Consider the following 16,261-nt stretch of genomic DNA (forward strand, 5'->3'; position numbering starts at 1 on the left):
AAATATAAATCTAACCAAAGACATAAGATATGAGTAATTCTAAATTAATTGATAAAATTCAAATTGGACAAGTAGAATTTGAAGCTTATATTATCAATGATGAGAATAATCTAGAGGCTTTTGCTATTTATTTTCAACAGAAAAAAGAGCCTTTAATATTATTTCAACAAATATCAAGTGATCTTAAAGTAGAAATTAAAATAAATCAAGAATTAGTAAATGAGCTGCAGCAGTTAAAAGCAAAAGATTTAAAGCAGCGAAAAGAACATTACAAAATTTTTCAGGAATTTGCGCTTAACGCAGAACAGAAGGCAAAAGAAATTGCTTTCCAAGATGCAAAACTAACTTATATTTCAGACATACAAGTTATCAAATGCATAGAGCAAGCTTATTTAGCTGATTAATTACTTTCTTCTCAAGAGTTTAGAAAAGAAAATATAGAAGAACACTAAAAATAGTATTAGTACGAGTATAATTATTATTTCTTGCGTTCCTACGCCCCAAGACATTGTATTCATAGGACTAAGGTATAAAAAAATGGGTGATTTCAACAATCACCCATTTTTAGTTTATTATTTTTTCTCAATTTTTGCGGTGTACGCTCCCGGAGTAAGATCTAATGTTAAATCATACAAACCAGCTGAAGCAATATTTATATCATCGCCTCCTTGCGTAATTTCACTCTCCGTACCGCCAAAATTTATATCCCAACCCTTGTTAGCTCTGAATTTAATTAAGCCAGGTACTAAATTCACGGTTACTTTCCAGATATATGTTCCTTTGCTACCTACAAATTCCATATTTGTGTCGTTGTCCCAACTTCCGGGTGTAGCATTTCCGACCACTCCCATGTTTAGCTTTAATGCAGTATAAGTTAATGCATCAGAGTCCATACGAAGGCGATAGAATCCATTTTCAGGTACAGTAATATTATCAGCCTCTTCATCTTGCAATAATGTACCAGTGGTAGTTCCTATTCCGAATGCACCTGCCCAATCCACATTTGTAGGCAAAAACTTAAATCCTCCATCAGCAGTCAAGTATTCAAAAGTCTCAAACGTGGTTTTACTACCTTCACCATACAATGTCATTGCAACAGCATTAGTAGGTTCCCAACCTGCTCCTGTAGACCCACCTACGACAAACATTTGTGGATTACTTTCTTCGAAAGTTATTGGATGCGTTTTAGTCACTGTCTGCCCACCCGATTGATAGGTAATTTTTAGGTTCGCTTCTCCAATATAGCTTTCATCTAAAGGAATATTAAATTCCTTTTCCATAATATTTTGATTAGGCTCTACCATAACCTGTTCAGTAAGCAATGCTGTAGCATCCTTCTCAATGCTAAATTCGAAAGTACTCACATTCAGCGCGATGAAACCTACTTTAAGCTTCTTACCTATCTGGATAGTTGTTACTGTACTTTCATTAATCGAAACAATTTGATCGTCAATGCTATGTTCTACCTTTTTACAGGCGTTAATACCTAAGAAAAGTAGACCACATAAACCAATTGTTAAAAACTTATATATTGTTTTCATAACATTCATAATTAGTAACCTGGATTAGGTGTTAGATTTGTGTTATTTGCCAACGCTGTCGCTGGTATTGGGAATAGGCGCTTAAAGGTCTCTGTTGTGTTTGCTGGCTTAAACAACATAGCATCTTCCCACTTACCAAAACGAATCATATCTGTACGACGCGTTACTTCAAATGTAAACTCCAACCCACGTTCTTTATAGATCGCATCAAAATTCAATGTTCCAGCAGTAAAATGTTTTTCAGGATTTACAGGAAAAGCTCTTTTGCGGACTTGATTAGCTGCCTCTAAAGCTTGTGCGGCAGTGCCATTTGTTGCACCACGCAAGATAGCTTCTGCTTTCATTAATAACACATCAGCTAGTCTAAATACGACTACGTCATTTCCTGCATCACTGCCAATATGGTTTTTGTCTGGTTGGTATTTTACACAACGTGCACCAGCCAAACGACCACCATCGTCTGCTCCACCAATATCAAAATCAGAACCCGGCAATAAATTATATCCTTCGGGATTGATAAAAACATTCACCCCATTATTAATCAAAGGTTGACCTGTGGCATTGTACTGTTGACCGTATAACCATTGTTGCTTACGATTATCTAAATCTTCAAATAAATTGAAATAAGCGGGCTGCGCGCTCCATCCGTTCCATGGATTACCATTCAACTCAAATGTTTGACGATGCGCATAATGTAATACTTTGTTGAATAATGCATTGCCCTTTGCTCTTGATGCATCAAATGGGATTGAAAAGATTGGTTCTGGACTGTCCGCGCCATTGTCTGCTTTAAATTGAGCTAAAAAATCATTTTCTAAGGAATATTTTTCTGACGCAATTACCGCATTCGCATTTTCCACGACTTTGTTCCATTGTGCTGTACCTGTATATACTTGCGCATTGAGATAGGTTTTTGCCAATAATGCGTGTGCAAACCATTTTGTAGGTCTTCCATATGTTGCTAAAGATTTTTCTTCACTCAATAACGGTAGATTTTCTTCCAATTCGGAAACAACAAATTCAAATATCTGCGCACGAGGCGTCGTACTTGGCAACTCTGTACCTGTATCAAAAGATGTTACCAATGGAATATTTCCATACGCATCCATCATCAAATAATAGTACCAAGCGCGCATAGTTTTAATTTCTGCTAATGTTTGGTTCTTTTGTTCTGAATCCTCGGATTTTTCCAACACACTCAATACCCGATTACATGTACCGATAGCATTGAAGCCCCAATTCCATGCATTACGAACGACTTCATGCGACGGCGACCACGTATGAAAATGCATATCGCGCCATTTACCACCATCAAACCAGTCACCTCCCCGTGTAGGAATGATCACTTCGTCCGATCCTGCGGTCTGTAAATCAAAATAATCCCCAAAATATCCCCTAGCCGAGGTATATACAGGTCCCGTAACCGCAACAAACTGCTCGGGCGTTTTTGGAAAAGTATCTTCTGTGTATGCTGAATAAACTTTATCATCGAATTTGGTACACGAAGCGCCAAAAAAAGTAAGTCCAGCCAACAGAAATATATGTAGTTTATTATTTTTCGCTTTCATATTATTTACGTATTAAAATGTAAAATTGACACCAAAAATGAACGAACGAGTTTTTGGATAATAACTTCTATTATCAATACCTGGAGATAATCCGCCTAGGCTCAACTCTGGATCTACGCCCGTGTAATCAGTCAATGTAAATAAGTTTTGTGCAGTCAAATACAATCGCGCTTGCTTGAAATATTTAGCTTGACTTGTGTTGAATCGGTAACCTAAAGTCATATTATCTAGACGCAAAAATGAACCATCTTCTAAGAATCTACTCGACGCGATCAATGGTGTTTCGAAAATCCCTTCTTCTAACGCGTCTTTTGAAATGTTAGTCACATTCGCCTGTTGCAATCTTGATAAATCTGCACGTGTAGCATTGAAGATCTGATTACCGTATACGCCTCTTAAGAAAATATTTAAATCCCAACTTTTGTATCTGAAATTATTATTCCAGCCATAGGTAAATTTAGGAAGCGCATATCCCATAATTTGGTAATCGTCTGGAGCAGAAATTTGATCTTGCGTTACCAATTCGCCTGAAGGTTTTTGATAAATTGTACGTTTCGCAACTTCGTCGTAACCTACATACTTAGCCACATAGAAAGTTCCTAAAGGTTGACCTGGCAATACAATTGATGCAGTTTGCCCAGTCCATCCTTCCAAACCTATACCACCTTCATAACGTTGTGACACACCGATATTCTCAATGTTAGAAGAAAGTGAACCAACTTCGTTTACATTTCTTGCAAAATTCACAGTAGTGGAATAGCGGAAATTTTCATTGGAATATACATTAGCGTTCAACACCACTTCTATTCCTTTATTACTCATACTTGCACCATTTGCCAATAATCTGTTGAATTGATAAGGAGGAGAAGGTACATCGTATTCATACAATAGGTCTTTGGTTTCTTTATTGTAATACTCAATTGTACCACCAATACGACCTCTCCACAATTCGAAATCCAAACCTACATTAAACATGGATGTGCTTTCCCATTTCAAATCTGGGTTTTCATTTTGACTTACACCATATGCATTTACCCATTTACCATTGTAGAAAAATTGTCCATCACGTGGTCCAAACAAAATAATACTACGGTAAGGATCAATATTTTGGTTACCCGATGCACCATAACCTGCTCTTATTTTCAATTCAGAAAATAATTGTTGGTCTTGCATGAAATCTTCACGTGTTAATCGCCAGGCCGCAGAAATGGATGGAAATGTTGCCCATCTGTTATTCACCCCAAATTTGGATGAACCATCACGACGAATAGAAGCACTTAACAAGTATTTCTCATCGTAATTGTAGCCCAAACGACCGTATCCAGAAATTAATAATGATTCTTTGATGTGTGGAAAATCACTGTATGGATTGTACCCTTCGGGCAAAGAACCCAAATTCAAATTATTATCCAACAAATCATCTGACATGAAGCCTACAGATGTACCGCGAAGACCATCATCATTCTTAGTTTTTTGGTAAGAATAACCTGCCATCGCCTCAAATGTGTGTAAATCTGAAGTGAAAGAATAATTCAAATAAGATTCTAAAATTTTGTCAATATGTTTTAACGCTGTACGATCTGCAAATCCTCTTCCTAAAGCGAAAGAATCAAAATCAGTACGCGCCATATAATAATTCTTGTCCCAATGCGTACGTTGGTAAGACAAAACATTCGACCAAACTAAGCCATCAACAAGCTTCAAATCTGCTTTGAAGTTTCCAAGCAACGTGTTATTACTTCTGTTTTCATCACGAAGATTCAACATCGAAACTGGATTCATATAGCCTGTACGACCTACGACTTGAAAATAGCCCCCATATTGTGCATATCCTGGATCATCGGTCATAATCGGCGAAGTCGGCACAAAACGCGCTGCGCCATTAAAAATACCATAATCGATATGCGTAGATGTATTGATGCTATTCGCTAAATTAAATGATAATTTCAGTCGATCTTCAAAAGCGTTTTGATCAACGCCTACACGCGCAACAATTTTTTCTACACCACTACGCTTCACAATACCTTGATTGTTGAAGTAATTCACAGAAGCATTGTATCGTGTGCCTTCACTTCCACCTGTCAGCGATAAATTATGGTTGTGCGATACACCATTTCTGGTGATAGCATCTTGCCAATCCGTTTCGTAGCCTGTTTCAGTCGGCGCTACTGCAAGACCATTTGCTTCGACAAAAGCCTTATGCTCTGCAGCACTTAATACATTCACACGATTAGAAACTGATTCTGATGCAGCATACCCGCTGTATGAAAGTACAGGTGCACCTGCTTTACCTCTTTTGGTCGTCACAAAAATTACTCCATTGGCTGCGCGCGAACCGTAAATTGCTGTCGAAGATGCATCTTTCATCACGTCCATCGATACAATATCATCTGGCGCAATCAATTCAATATTAGCGCCTACAATTCCATCAATGACATATAATGGCGAAGAACTCGCTGTCAAAGAAGAAGGTCCACGCAATTGCATCGTCGCCCCGGCAGTTGGATCACCACCAGATCTGTTCACCGTAAGACCCGCTACCTTACCTGCCAACAATTGGTCTGGAGAACTCACTACCCCTCTATTGAATTCTTCTGGCGTAACACTGGAAATTGAACCCGTCACTTGCTTACGTCTAGCTGTACCGTATCCTATGACTACGACCTCTTCCAATTCATCAGAAGCTGATATTAAGACAATATCCAACTTATTTGCTCCTGCGACTACATTGATACTGGTTTCTGATTTCTCATATCCAATCATATTCACGACAACTATTTGACTCCCTTGCGGTACATTAGTCAACAAATAATCACCATTCGCATCTGTTGAAGTTGCGGTAGCTGAATTTTTAATACTTACAGTTGCCCCTACTACTGCTCCTCCATTCCCATCCGTGATTTTACCAGCAATGGAATTCGCCTGTAGATTCGACGAAGCATAACCAGAAAATGAGAACAGGTTGAGAAGCAAAAACAAATAGAAAAGCAACGAATTACGAAATGTAAAGTTTTGCATAATTTGAGTTTTTGGTTTATAAAATAGATGTATTCAGGTAAACATTCTATAATGAATAGAACAGTTACATAATAGCTTTTGTTTTTCTTTTGGTTACCACAATCTTTGGGAACGTTCCCAAACACTTGACATAAAGATAGAAATTAAATTTATTTAAACCAAAAATTTATTCAACATAAGTATTTCGAAATTTTCAAAATAAGTTTCTATATTACTAGCTCCAAACCCATTTTATGCAAGAAAAAACGACCAAGTCCACGCTACAAATCACTTCATTATGTATTGGCTTTCTAGGGATACAAATTGGTTTTGCATTACAAGCGGGAAATGTAACGCGTATACTCCAAAACTATGGAGCAGATCTCACACAAGTTTCACTTTTTTGGCTTATAGCTCCGCTTTCAGGAGCAATTATTCAACCCCTAATCGGTTATTGGAGTGATAGAAATGTGAATTCGGGTAGCACTAGAGTTCCCTATCTACTGACAGGTGGAATTTTGTGTGCTTTATCATTGTTTGCCTTACCAAATTCAGACGTTCTTCTCGCACTATGGTCTCCCCTTTTGATAGGCGCATTGCTGATTATTATCATAGACTTATCTTTTAATGTCAGCATGCATCCGCTTCGCGCAGCTATCACAGACTACCTTCCCACATTTCAGCAGCCCAAGGGATTTGCGATTCAAACTTTTTTAATAAGTATAGGAGCCATTATAGGATCAACATTGCCTTATATATTACACGAATTTCTATCCTTTAGCACCACTTCAGAATCACAACAGATTGCCGATAATGTAAAATGGTCTTTCTATATTGGTGCATCTCTATTGTTGATCACCGTGTTAATCACAGCAAAAGCAATTACATCTAATAGCATAAAGCCCATATCCACATCTCAACTTAAATCAAGCAAGACTTTTTATCTGCCGCAGATTCCTAAAAAAATGTGGCAATTGGGATTAATACAATTCTTTAGCTGGGCTGGATTCTTTTTAGTTTGGATCTATATGACACCAGCCATTGCCCAACATATTTATGCGGAGTTTGATTATTCATCCCAATCAAAATTGTATGCCGAAGCTGCTAATTATACAGGAATTTTATTCGGATGCTACCATTTGGCTGCAAGTCTATTCTCTCTACTTTTGCCCTATTTATATAAGAAAACGAATGTTATCACTACGCACATGATCGCATTGTTTATTGGAGGAGTCGGGTTGTTGGTTGTATTTAACAGTAAAGCTGTTGATCAACTGTATATCCCAATGGTTTGTATTGGAATAGCTTGGGCAAGTATTTTAGCTTCACCATTTGCTTTATTAAGTCGACTGATTCCGCAGCAAAAAATTGGATTGTACTTCGGAATATTTAACTTATTCATTACAGTACCACAAATATTAGTCGGCTTAAGCAGTGGTATTCTTATACAAGATTACTTTCAGGGAAGGGCAATATTTGCGATTATAATTGCGGGAATATCATTATTAATAGCTGGATCCACTGCGTTTATATTTAGTAAGTCTCTAAAATTGTGACGATTTGCGAATGCGCAATTCTGACTTCAAAACTATCGTATTGGTACCCAATTCTTGCTGTTCGCCTTTTAATTTATTTAGCAATAATTTGGCTGCTTCTTGTCCTATTTGCTCTGCCGGCTGCGTCACTGTAGAAAGCGGAGGCGACAGAAGCTCCGCAATCTGAAGACTGGAGAATGCGACCACTTTCAGATCTCTTGGAATATTTAAATCCAAATCGTTACACACAAAATAGGTAGAAAAAGCCAGACGTTCGACTGAAGCAAATACCGCATCGGGTTTATGATTTAGCAGAACTTCTTTGATGATATTAAAATTTTCATCGTAAGAATTCGAACAGTCAACTATTAGCTCTTCTTGAATCGCGATATCGTATTTCTTAAGGGCGTCTTTATACCCCAAAGCTCTTTCTTTGCCAATAGAATGATCTTTGTCAACCACAAGATACGCTATGGAAGTACAGCCCCCTAATAGCAAATGTTCCGTCGCATTAAAGCTACTCTGGTAATCGTCTGTGACAATTTTCGTAATATCCACATCGTCATATACACGATCAAAAAAAACAATAGGCATTTTTACCAAGTCTATATTATGCAGATAACTGTGGTTATCTCGTTCACCGACAACCGACATTAGCACACCATCCACTTTACCATTCGAAATACTGGTTATAAATTCGCGCTCTTTGTTAATATCATCGTCCGTAGCATAAATCAAAATATGATAGCCTTCACGCTTTGCAATCTCTTCGGCACCTTTGATTATTTGCGTAAAATAGTTGTTTTCTAATTCGGGAACCACAACTGCAATAGTTTTACTCTTTTGCTCACGCAAATTACTAGCATAATGGTTTGGGCGGTAATTAACTTCATTGGCATACGCCAAAATTCGATTACGAGTATTTGGATTTATATCACTTTTCTCTTGAAAAGCACGAGAAACAGTTGACTTTGATAAGTTTAAAGCTTTAGCTATGGATATAATATCTACTTTACTCATAATTTTAGGTTTCTGATATTTTGGAAAACAAAGTAAACAAAAAATGGATGATTAAATCACCCATTTATCGCATTTATCTAAAAACTCCTGCTTGATATCCGCTCCGATTCCTATATCATCCGAAATATGTATCTCGTAACCATTATATTGAACGCCTCCAATTACGGGATCTTCAAGATGACCGACCATGCACGTATCCAAATCATAGAATTTAACATTCGGTGATGCATATGCAAAATGCACTTTTGCTGCCAATGCCAAACGAGATTCTAGCATTCCACCAATCATACACGGAATATTGTATTCGGCAGCTACTGCCTGAATTTTCAAGGCTTCGTTTATACCTGAAGATTTTGAGAACTTAATATTGATATAATCACAAGCATCTGCTTTGCAAAGACGTTCGGTATCATGATGCGAATAAACAGACTCATCTGCCATAATCGGTACAATAGTTTGCGTACGCAATTCAGGCAAAAGATGATCATTGTACGTTCGCATCGGTTGCTCGCAAAATTGAATTTTATAAGCCTCTAAACCTTGAAGAGCTTCGATAGCTCCTTCATAAGACCAGCCTTGATTTGCATCTATACGAATTGGAATATCAAAACCTACAGCTTGACGAATCGCTCTGATACGCGCAATATCATCTTGCGGCTTCTTACCCAATTTCACCTTTAAAGCGAAAGCACCACCATCTTTTAATTTCAATGCTTTTTGCGCCAATTCTTCAGGCGAGGCTATACCTAAGGTAATATCTGTTACAATATCTTTCTTCTTTCCACCTAAATATTGATACAATGGTAAGCATGCTGCTTTCGCCGCTAGGTCATACAATGCCATATCAAATGCTGACTTTATTGTTGCATTGCCAGCAATATATAAATGCAATTCAGCTAAACGCTCTTCCAAAGCCAAGGCATCTTTGCCTTTCCAAATTTTTGCAAAGTCTTGTGCTATTGCCAAACAGGTATTTTGTGTCTCTCCTACAATCATAGGAAATGCCGAACATTCTCCTACGCCATAATGCGCTGTGTCTGTAATTAGCTTAATAAAGGTGTTCTGCGCATAATCCATTGTACCTGTAGCGATAACAAATGGTTCCATAGGAATACTAAGGCGGTAGACTTGAATTTCTGTAATAATCATAACTGTTTGTATAGAAGGACAAAAAAACGAATGAAATTCCATATTACCAATCAAACTACGAAATAAATACAAATTGAGTCTAAAAAAAGCTACAGGATTAAAAATAAATCAAATTATATTAAACTTTATTGAAAATATTTCAATTATTTTGGTTGAAAATTTTTATATTAGCAAACTCTAATTAGGTAACATAATTTATATAAGAATGCAGCAAGAAGGACTTTACAACCCAGAATTTGAACACGACGCTTGTGGTGTTGGTTTTGTAGCACATATAAAAGGTAAAAAATCGCATAACCAAGTGCGTGACGCCTTGATTATGCTAGAAAACATGGAACATCGCGGGGCTTGCGGATGTGATCCTGAAAGTGGTGATGGTGCAGGAATAATGATTCAAGTACCACATGAATTTTTGTGGGAAGAATGCATTGATCTAGGCATACAACTTCAAGAGCCTGGATACTATGGTGTGGGTATGGTATTTTTACCAAAAGAAAAAACGCTAAACGACCTATGTCGTCAAGTTATAAAAGAAGCAGCCGCAGATAGAAAAATGGATTTCTTAGGTTTTCGAGCTGTTCCAGTAAACAAAGAAGGAATTGGACCTACAGCTCTAAGCGCAGAACCTGAAATCGTTCAGTTCTTCGTGTCAAGACCTGAAGGAGTGACAAACACAGAAGATTTCGAAAGAAAATTATACGTTCTCCGAAGACTTATAATCCAAAAAATCAAATCAACCCAAGAATACCCTCTTCCGCTCTACATCGCTTCGCTTTCTTGCAAAACAATTATTTACAAAGGTCAATTGACAACTTATCAAGTTGGCACATATTATAAAGACTTAAAAGATTCACGTGTCGTATCTGCTTTCGGTTTGGTACACTCGCGTTTCTCTACAAATACATTTCCATCATGGTCATTGGCACAGCCTTTCCGTATGATGGCGCACAATGGTGAGATCAACACCTTGACGGGTAACTTAAACTGGTTCTACGCAGCAGTACGCTCTCTTTCTTCTCCGTATTTTACAAAAGAAGAAATGGAAATTTTGTTGCCAGTGGTGGACAAAGGTCAATCCGATTCAGCTTGTCTGGATAATGTAGTTGAAATTCTATTGCACAGTGGACGCAGCTTGCCACACGTGATGTTGATGTTAGTTCCTGAAGCATGGGACGGCAATACACAAATGGATCCATTAAAAAGAGCATTCTACGAATACCACGCGACATTGATGGAGCCATGGGATGGTCCAGCAGCATTGTGTTTCACAGATGGTAAAATTATCGGTGCTACTTTAGATAGAAACGGGTTACGTCCTTTACGTTTTGCAGTAACTTCTGATGATCGCGTAATTGTAGCTTCCGAAGCTGGTGCATTGCCAATTGATGAATCTATTATCATCAAAAAAGGTCGTCAACAGCCGGGCAAAATCTTCGTGGTAGACATGGAAGCTGGAATAATCCGTACAGACGAAGAAGTTAAAGGCGAATTAGTTCGTCAACAACCTTACGGTGAATGGATCAACAATTATAAAATTAAACTAGAAGAATTAGCGGAGCCGCGTGTTACGTTTACATACCTGTCAAAAGAATCTGTTTTCAAATACCAACAGGCATTTGGTTATTCGAGAGAGGACATTGAGACAATATTAACACCAATGGCAACTACTGGTTACGAGCCCATCGGTTCTATGGGTACGGATGTTCCTTTAGCTGTATTGTCGGATCAACCGCAACACATTTCTAGCTATTTCAAACAATTTTTTGCACAAGTAACGAACCCACCAATCGACCCAATTCGTGAGCGTTTGGTAATGAGTTTGGCTACTTTTATAGGTAATTCAGGCAATATTCTTGTCGAAGACAAAAAATCTTGTCATTGCGTGACGTTGGAGCATCCAATCTTAACTTCAAGCGAATTAGAGAAATTACGCTCTATAGATACAGGAGTTTTCCAAGCGAAAACATTACAATCATACTTCCGTGCAGATGGCAAGCCAGGTTCATTAGAAGCAGGTATCGAAAGATTATGTCGTTATGCAGATGATGCGGTACGTGATGGATTCGAAGTCATTATCTTATCAGACCGTGCTATTGATTCTCAACACGCAGCTATCCCTTCAATTCTGGCGGTATCAGCAGTACACCACCACTTGATCAAAACAGGTAACCGTGGTGCGGTAGGTTTGGTCGTAGAAGCGGGTGACGCTTGGGAAGTACACCATTTCGCATGTTTGTTGGCTTTCGGAGCGACAGCAATCAACCCATATTTAGCATTAGCTAGTATCCGTACGTTAAAAGCAGAAGGTCAACTTGAAACAGAGTTAGAATGGGAAGTATTACGCAAAAACTACGTAAAAGCAGTTTGTAATGGCTTGTTGAAAATATTCTCTAAAATGGGTATTTCAACATTGCAATCGTACCATGGTGCTCAAATATTTGAGGTATTAGGTATCGATAAATCTGTAGTGGACAAATATTTCTGTGGCGCAGTATCACGCATTGGCGGATTGGCTTTGGATGATATCGCACGCGAAGCACTAACTAAGCACTGGCGTTCGTTTGAAGCACCACGCAATGTGAAACCATTATTGCCAGAAGGTGGTATTTACCAATGGAAACGTCGCGGCGAAGGTCACTTGTGGAATCCACAAACTGTTCACTTGTTACAACAAGCTTGTCGTAACAATGACTACGAATCATTTAAAAAATATTCTGCATTAATCAATAACCAAAAAGAAGCAATGTTTACGCTTCGCGGATTATTGGATTTTGCAAAACATAGAAACTCAATTTCTATTGACGAGGTAGAACCAGCAAGCGAAATTTTGAAACGCTTTGCTACTGGAGCGATGTCTTTCGGTTCTATTTCACATGAAGCACACAGCACATTAGCTATTGCAATGAACCGCATCGGTGGTAAATCCAATACTGGTGAAGGTGGTGAGGATGAAATCCGTTACCAAAAGTTACCAAATGGAGACTCAATGCGTTCGGCAATCAAACAAGTAGCTTCTGCACGTTTTGGTGTTACATCAAACTACTTGACTCAAGCCGATGAGATCCAAATCAAAATGGCGCAAGGTGCTAAACCAGGGGAAGGTGGTCAATTACCAGGACACAAAGTTGACGATTGGATCGCTAAAACACGTCACTCTACGCCAGGTGTAGGTCTTATATCTCCGCCTCCACACCACGATATTTACTCAATCGAGGATTTAGCACAATTGATTTTCGATTTGAAAAATGCCAATCGCGATGCACGTATCAATGTGAAATTGGTATCGAAAGCAGGTGTAGGCACAATTGCTGCTGGTGTTGCGAAAGCGCACTCTGATGTAATCTTGATTGCAGGATACGACGGCGGTACTGGAGCTTCTCCTATCAGCTCAATCAAACACGCAGGTCTTCCTTGGGAACTTGGTTTGGCTGAAGCGCACCAAACATTAGTGCAAAATAAACTACGTAGTCGAGTTGTATTACAAGCAGACGGTCAAATGAAAACTGGTCGGGACTTAATCATCGCAACTTTATTGGGTGCTGAAGAATGGGGTGTGGCTACAGCGGCATTAATTGCTGGCGGATGTATTATGATGCGCAAATGTCATTTGAATACGTGTCCAGTAGGTGTTGCCACGCAAGATCCTGAATTGCGTAAACTTTTCTCTGGAAAACCAGAAGATATCGTGAATTTGTTTCATTTCTTGGCAGAAGAAATGCGTGAGATTATGGCTCAATTAGGATTCCGTACTATCAATGAAATGGTAGGTCGCGCACAATTCTTGAAAAAACGCGAAGATGTAGGGCATTGGAAAGCTGCCAAAGTAGATTTCTCAGGAATCTTACACGTAGCACGCAACGAAGTTGGTCAATCTCTTTATAATACCGAAGAACAAGATCATGGCATGAGCATGATCCTAGATTGGGGATTGTTAAAACAAGCTAAAGATGCTTTAGATATTAAAACTCCAGTATTCGGAACATTTATCGTAAAAAATACGGATCGTACAATCGGAACTTTACTTTCAAACGAAATATCAAAAATTTATGGTTCGGAAGGTTTGCCTGACAATACAATCAACTTCAAATTTGAAGGTTCTGCTGGTCAATCATTCGGAGCATTTAATACAAAAGGTATTTCATTCGAATTAGAAGGTGAAGCGAACGATTACGTAGGTAAAGGTTTATCAGGTGCACAATTAGCAATTTATCCTGCTAAAGAAAGCACGTTAACACCTCACGAAAACATTATTATTGGTAACGTAGCCTTATATGGCGCGACTTCAGGTCACTTGTTTATCAATGGTATGGCTGGCGAGCGTTTTGCAGTTCGTAACTCGGGAGCTACGGCAGTTGTTGAAGGAATAGGAGACCACGGATGTGAATATATGACTGGTGGCCGTGCTTTAATCTTAGGTGGCACAGGTAGAAACTTCGCAGCAGGTATGAGTGGTGGTATAGCCTGGATTTATGACATCAATGGTAATTTCAAAGAAAATTGCAACCAAGAAATGGTGGATCTTGACCCACTTGAAACTGAAGATGAAACTGAAATCATCGCGCTATTAAAACGTCATGTGAATTTGACAAAAAGCGCGAGAGCATCATATATCTTAGAGAATTGGACTACCGAAAAGAACAGATTCATCAAGGTATTCCCTCGTGAATATAAAAATGTGTTATTGAAAAAAATGGTTGTAGCTTAATTAAAGAGGAAATAAAATCATGGGAAAAGCAACTGGATTTTTAGAATTCGATAGGGTACTTCCTCAAAAAGAGGCTGTAGAAAATAGAAAACAAAATTACCAAGAATTTGTACACACTTATTCTGACGAGCAATTGAACAATCAAGCTGCACGTTGTATGAACTGTGGTATTCCATTCTGTCACTCAGGATGTCCTCTTGGAAATGTCATTCCTGAATTTAACGATGCTGTGTATGACGGCAAATGGGAAGAAGCATACAATATATTATCATCAACTAATAACTTTCCAGAGTTTACAGGCCGTATTTGTCCTGCGCCATGCGAGTCCGCATGCGTATTGGGTATCAACAAAAATCCTGTAGCCATTGAGGAAATCGAAAAACATATCATTGAGATTGCGTACAAAAAAGGCTATGTACAACCTAATAAGTCTGCAATAAAAACTGGTAAAAAAGTTGCTGTTGTTGGTGGCGGTCCTGCTGGACTTGCTGCTGCAGCACAGTTAAACAAAGCAGGTCACGATGTTGTTGTGTACGAACGTGATGACAAAGTTGGCGGATTATTGCGCTATGGAATTCCTGATTTCAAATTAGATAAATCGGTTATCGACAGACGCGTGGACGTAATGAAAGAATCGGGAATTGAATTCCGTACAAATGCAGAAGTTGGTAAAAACGTACCAGCATCTGAATTGGATCAATATGATGCTGTAGTATTGTCTGGAGGTTCTACAATTCCTCGTAATTTGAATATCCCTGGACGCGAACTAAAAGGCGTTTACTATGCAATGGAGTTCTTGAAACAACAAAACCAACGTGTAGGTAAATCTCCTATCGAAACAGAAGAAATCTTAGCTACTGGCAAAAATGTATTGGTAATCGGTGGCGGTGATACTGGATCTGACTGCGTAGGTACTTCAAACAGACACGGTGCTAAATCCGTGACACAGTTTGAATTGATGCCGCAACCACCACAATCTCGTTCAGCTGCTATGCCTTGGCCGACTTATCCGATGTTGTTAAAAACAACGACTTCGCACGAAGAAGGATGTCAAAGACATTGGAGTATCAGCACCAAAGAATTCTTAGGAGACGGAAACGGTAATCTTCGCGCTGCTTTAGTTGTTGATTTGGAATGGGAAACTGACGCTTTAGGCAGACCTACGAAATTCAAAGAAGTTGAAGGTTCTCAACGTGAAATTCCTTGCGAATTGGTAACATTAGCGATGGGATTCTTACACCCACAATATGATGGACTTTTACAACAATTAGGCATCGCATTGGATGAAAGAGGAAACGTTAAAGCTGTAGAAGGTTCTTACCAAACTAGTGCAAGCAAATATTTCGCTGCTGGCGATATGCGTCGCGGTCAATCATTAGTAGTATGGGCGATTTCAGAAGGTCGCGAATGTGCGCGGAAAGTGGATGAATTCTTAATGGGTTCGACGGTATTAGAAAGTAAAGAAGCTGTCTATACATATGCATAGAAACTAATCATCATCTATATTTTTTTAATATTCCCTTTTATTACATTCGTAAAAAAGGGAATTATTTTTTTAAAGTATTTTTCAATAAAAATTATTCAGAATCAAGTTTTATACCCCATTAAACATTAAACCCGTACTTTATTTTAAAAATTAAAAAACACTTCTAAATCTTACATTAATAATCATTGTTGTCCGGTAAAACGGATATTTAATTTTATTTGTTAATTCTAATTCGTTTTATGGCTATTTTCTTACTTATT

General features: G+C 38.4%; 9 protein-coding genes. 4 read left to right on the forward strand and 5 right to left on the reverse strand.

Going from position 1 to position 16,261, the window contains the following annotated elements; genetic code table 11:
• The first annotated feature begins 29 nt into the window (after positions 1-29).
• A complete protein-coding gene (locus GOQ16_RS13990) occupies positions 30-404 on the forward strand; it encodes a hypothetical protein (protein ID WP_160069853.1) in 375 nt (124 codons plus the stop codon).
• A gap of 168 nt (positions 405-572) precedes the next feature.
• On the opposite strand, the gene GOQ16_RS13995 is transcribed toward GOQ16_RS13990, so the two are convergent.
• Genes GOQ16_RS13995 through GOQ16_RS14005 form a run of 3 tightly spaced genes read right to left on the reverse strand, consistent with a single transcriptional unit; the run spans position 573 to position 6,127 of the window.
• The gene (locus GOQ16_RS13995) at positions 573-1,541 is read right to left on the reverse strand and encodes a cadherin repeat domain-containing protein (protein WP_160069854.1); all 969 of its coding nucleotides are present in this window, start codon (positions 1,539-1,541) and stop codon (positions 573-575) included.
• Positions 1,542-1,552: 11 nt separating this feature from the next.
• Positions 1,553-3,109: a RagB/SusD family nutrient uptake outer membrane protein gene (locus GOQ16_RS14000; RefSeq protein WP_160069855.1), complete on the reverse strand. Its 1,557-nt coding sequence runs from the start codon at positions 3,107-3,109 to the stop codon at positions 1,553-1,555.
• A 12-nt stretch (positions 3,110-3,121) separates the two neighbouring features.
• On the reverse strand, positions 3,122-6,127 hold the full coding sequence (locus GOQ16_RS14005) for a SusC/RagA family TonB-linked outer membrane protein (RefSeq protein WP_160069856.1): 3,006 nt from the start codon (positions 6,125-6,127) through the stop codon (positions 3,122-3,124).
• Positions 6,128-6,360: 233 nt separating this feature from the next.
• Here GOQ16_RS14005 and GOQ16_RS14010 point away from each other — a divergent pair, with 233 nt between their 5' ends.
• Entirely contained in the window at positions 6,361-7,662 is a 1,302-nt protein-coding gene (locus GOQ16_RS14010) for an MFS transporter (RefSeq protein WP_160069857.1), read from the forward strand.
• On the opposite strand, the gene GOQ16_RS14015 is transcribed toward GOQ16_RS14010, so the two are convergent.
• Both GOQ16_RS14015 and GOQ16_RS14020 read right to left on the reverse strand, forming a co-directional pair.
• Entirely contained in the window at positions 7,651-8,661 is a 1,011-nt protein-coding gene (locus GOQ16_RS14015) for a LacI family DNA-binding transcriptional regulator (RefSeq protein ID WP_160069858.1), read from the reverse strand. The genes GOQ16_RS14010 and GOQ16_RS14015 overlap by 12 nt on opposite strands.
• Before the next feature lie 51 nt (positions 8,662-8,712).
• Positions 8,713-9,810, reverse strand: coding sequence for a mandelate racemase/muconate lactonizing enzyme family protein (locus GOQ16_RS14020; protein WP_160069859.1), 1,098 nt, complete (start codon positions 9,808-9,810; stop codon positions 8,713-8,715).
• 205 nt (positions 9,811-10,015) lie between these two features.
• Here GOQ16_RS14020 and gltB point away from each other — a divergent pair, with 205 nt between their 5' ends.
• Positions 10,016-14,515 (forward strand): glutamate synthase large subunit, encoded by a 4,500-nt coding sequence (gene gltB, locus GOQ16_RS14025; protein ID WP_192922536.1) that lies wholly within the window; start codon positions 10,016-10,018, stop codon positions 14,513-14,515.
• A 19-nt stretch (positions 14,516-14,534) separates the two neighbouring features.
• The gene (locus tag GOQ16_RS14030) at positions 14,535-16,001 is read left to right on the forward strand and encodes a glutamate synthase subunit beta (protein ID WP_160069860.1); all 1,467 of its coding nucleotides are present in this window, start codon (positions 14,535-14,537) and stop codon (positions 15,999-16,001) included.
• The last annotated feature ends 260 nt before the right edge of the window (positions 16,002-16,261 follow it).

The organism is Sphingobacterium bovisgrunnientis (assembly GCF_009829085.1).
Lineage (GTDB): Bacteria > Bacteroidota > Bacteroidia > Sphingobacteriales > Sphingobacteriaceae > Sphingobacterium > Sphingobacterium bovisgrunnientis.

Excerpts from the sequence above, each read along its gene's own strand:
- GOQ16_RS14015 (WP_160069858.1), bottom strand. The coding sequence starts at position 8,661 with ATGAGTAAAGTAGATATTATATCCATAGCTAAAGCTTTAAACTTATCA.
- GOQ16_RS14010 (WP_160069857.1), top strand. The coding sequence starts at position 6,361 with ATGCAAGAAAAAACGACCAAGTCCACGCTACAAATCACTTCATTATGT.
- gltB (WP_192922536.1), top strand. The coding sequence starts at position 10,016 with ATGCAGCAAGAAGGACTTTACAACCCAGAATTTGAACACGACGCTTGT.
- GOQ16_RS13995 (WP_160069854.1), bottom strand. The coding sequence starts at position 1,541 with ATGAAAACAATATATAAGTTTTTAACAATTGGTTTATGTGGTCTACTT.
- GOQ16_RS14005 (WP_160069856.1), bottom strand. The coding sequence starts at position 6,127 with ATGCAAAACTTTACATTTCGTAATTCGTTGCTTTTCTATTTGTTTTTG.
- GOQ16_RS14030 (WP_160069860.1), top strand. The coding sequence starts at position 14,535 with ATGGGAAAAGCAACTGGATTTTTAGAATTCGATAGGGTACTTCCTCAA.
- GOQ16_RS14020 (WP_160069859.1), bottom strand. The coding sequence starts at position 9,810 with ATGATTATTACAGAAATTCAAGTCTACCGCCTTAGTATTCCTATGGAA.
- GOQ16_RS14000 (WP_160069855.1), bottom strand. The coding sequence starts at position 3,109 with ATGAAAGCGAAAAATAATAAACTACATATATTTCTGTTGGCTGGACTT.
- GOQ16_RS13990 (WP_160069853.1), top strand. The coding sequence starts at position 30 with ATGAGTAATTCTAAATTAATTGATAAAATTCAAATTGGACAAGTAGAA.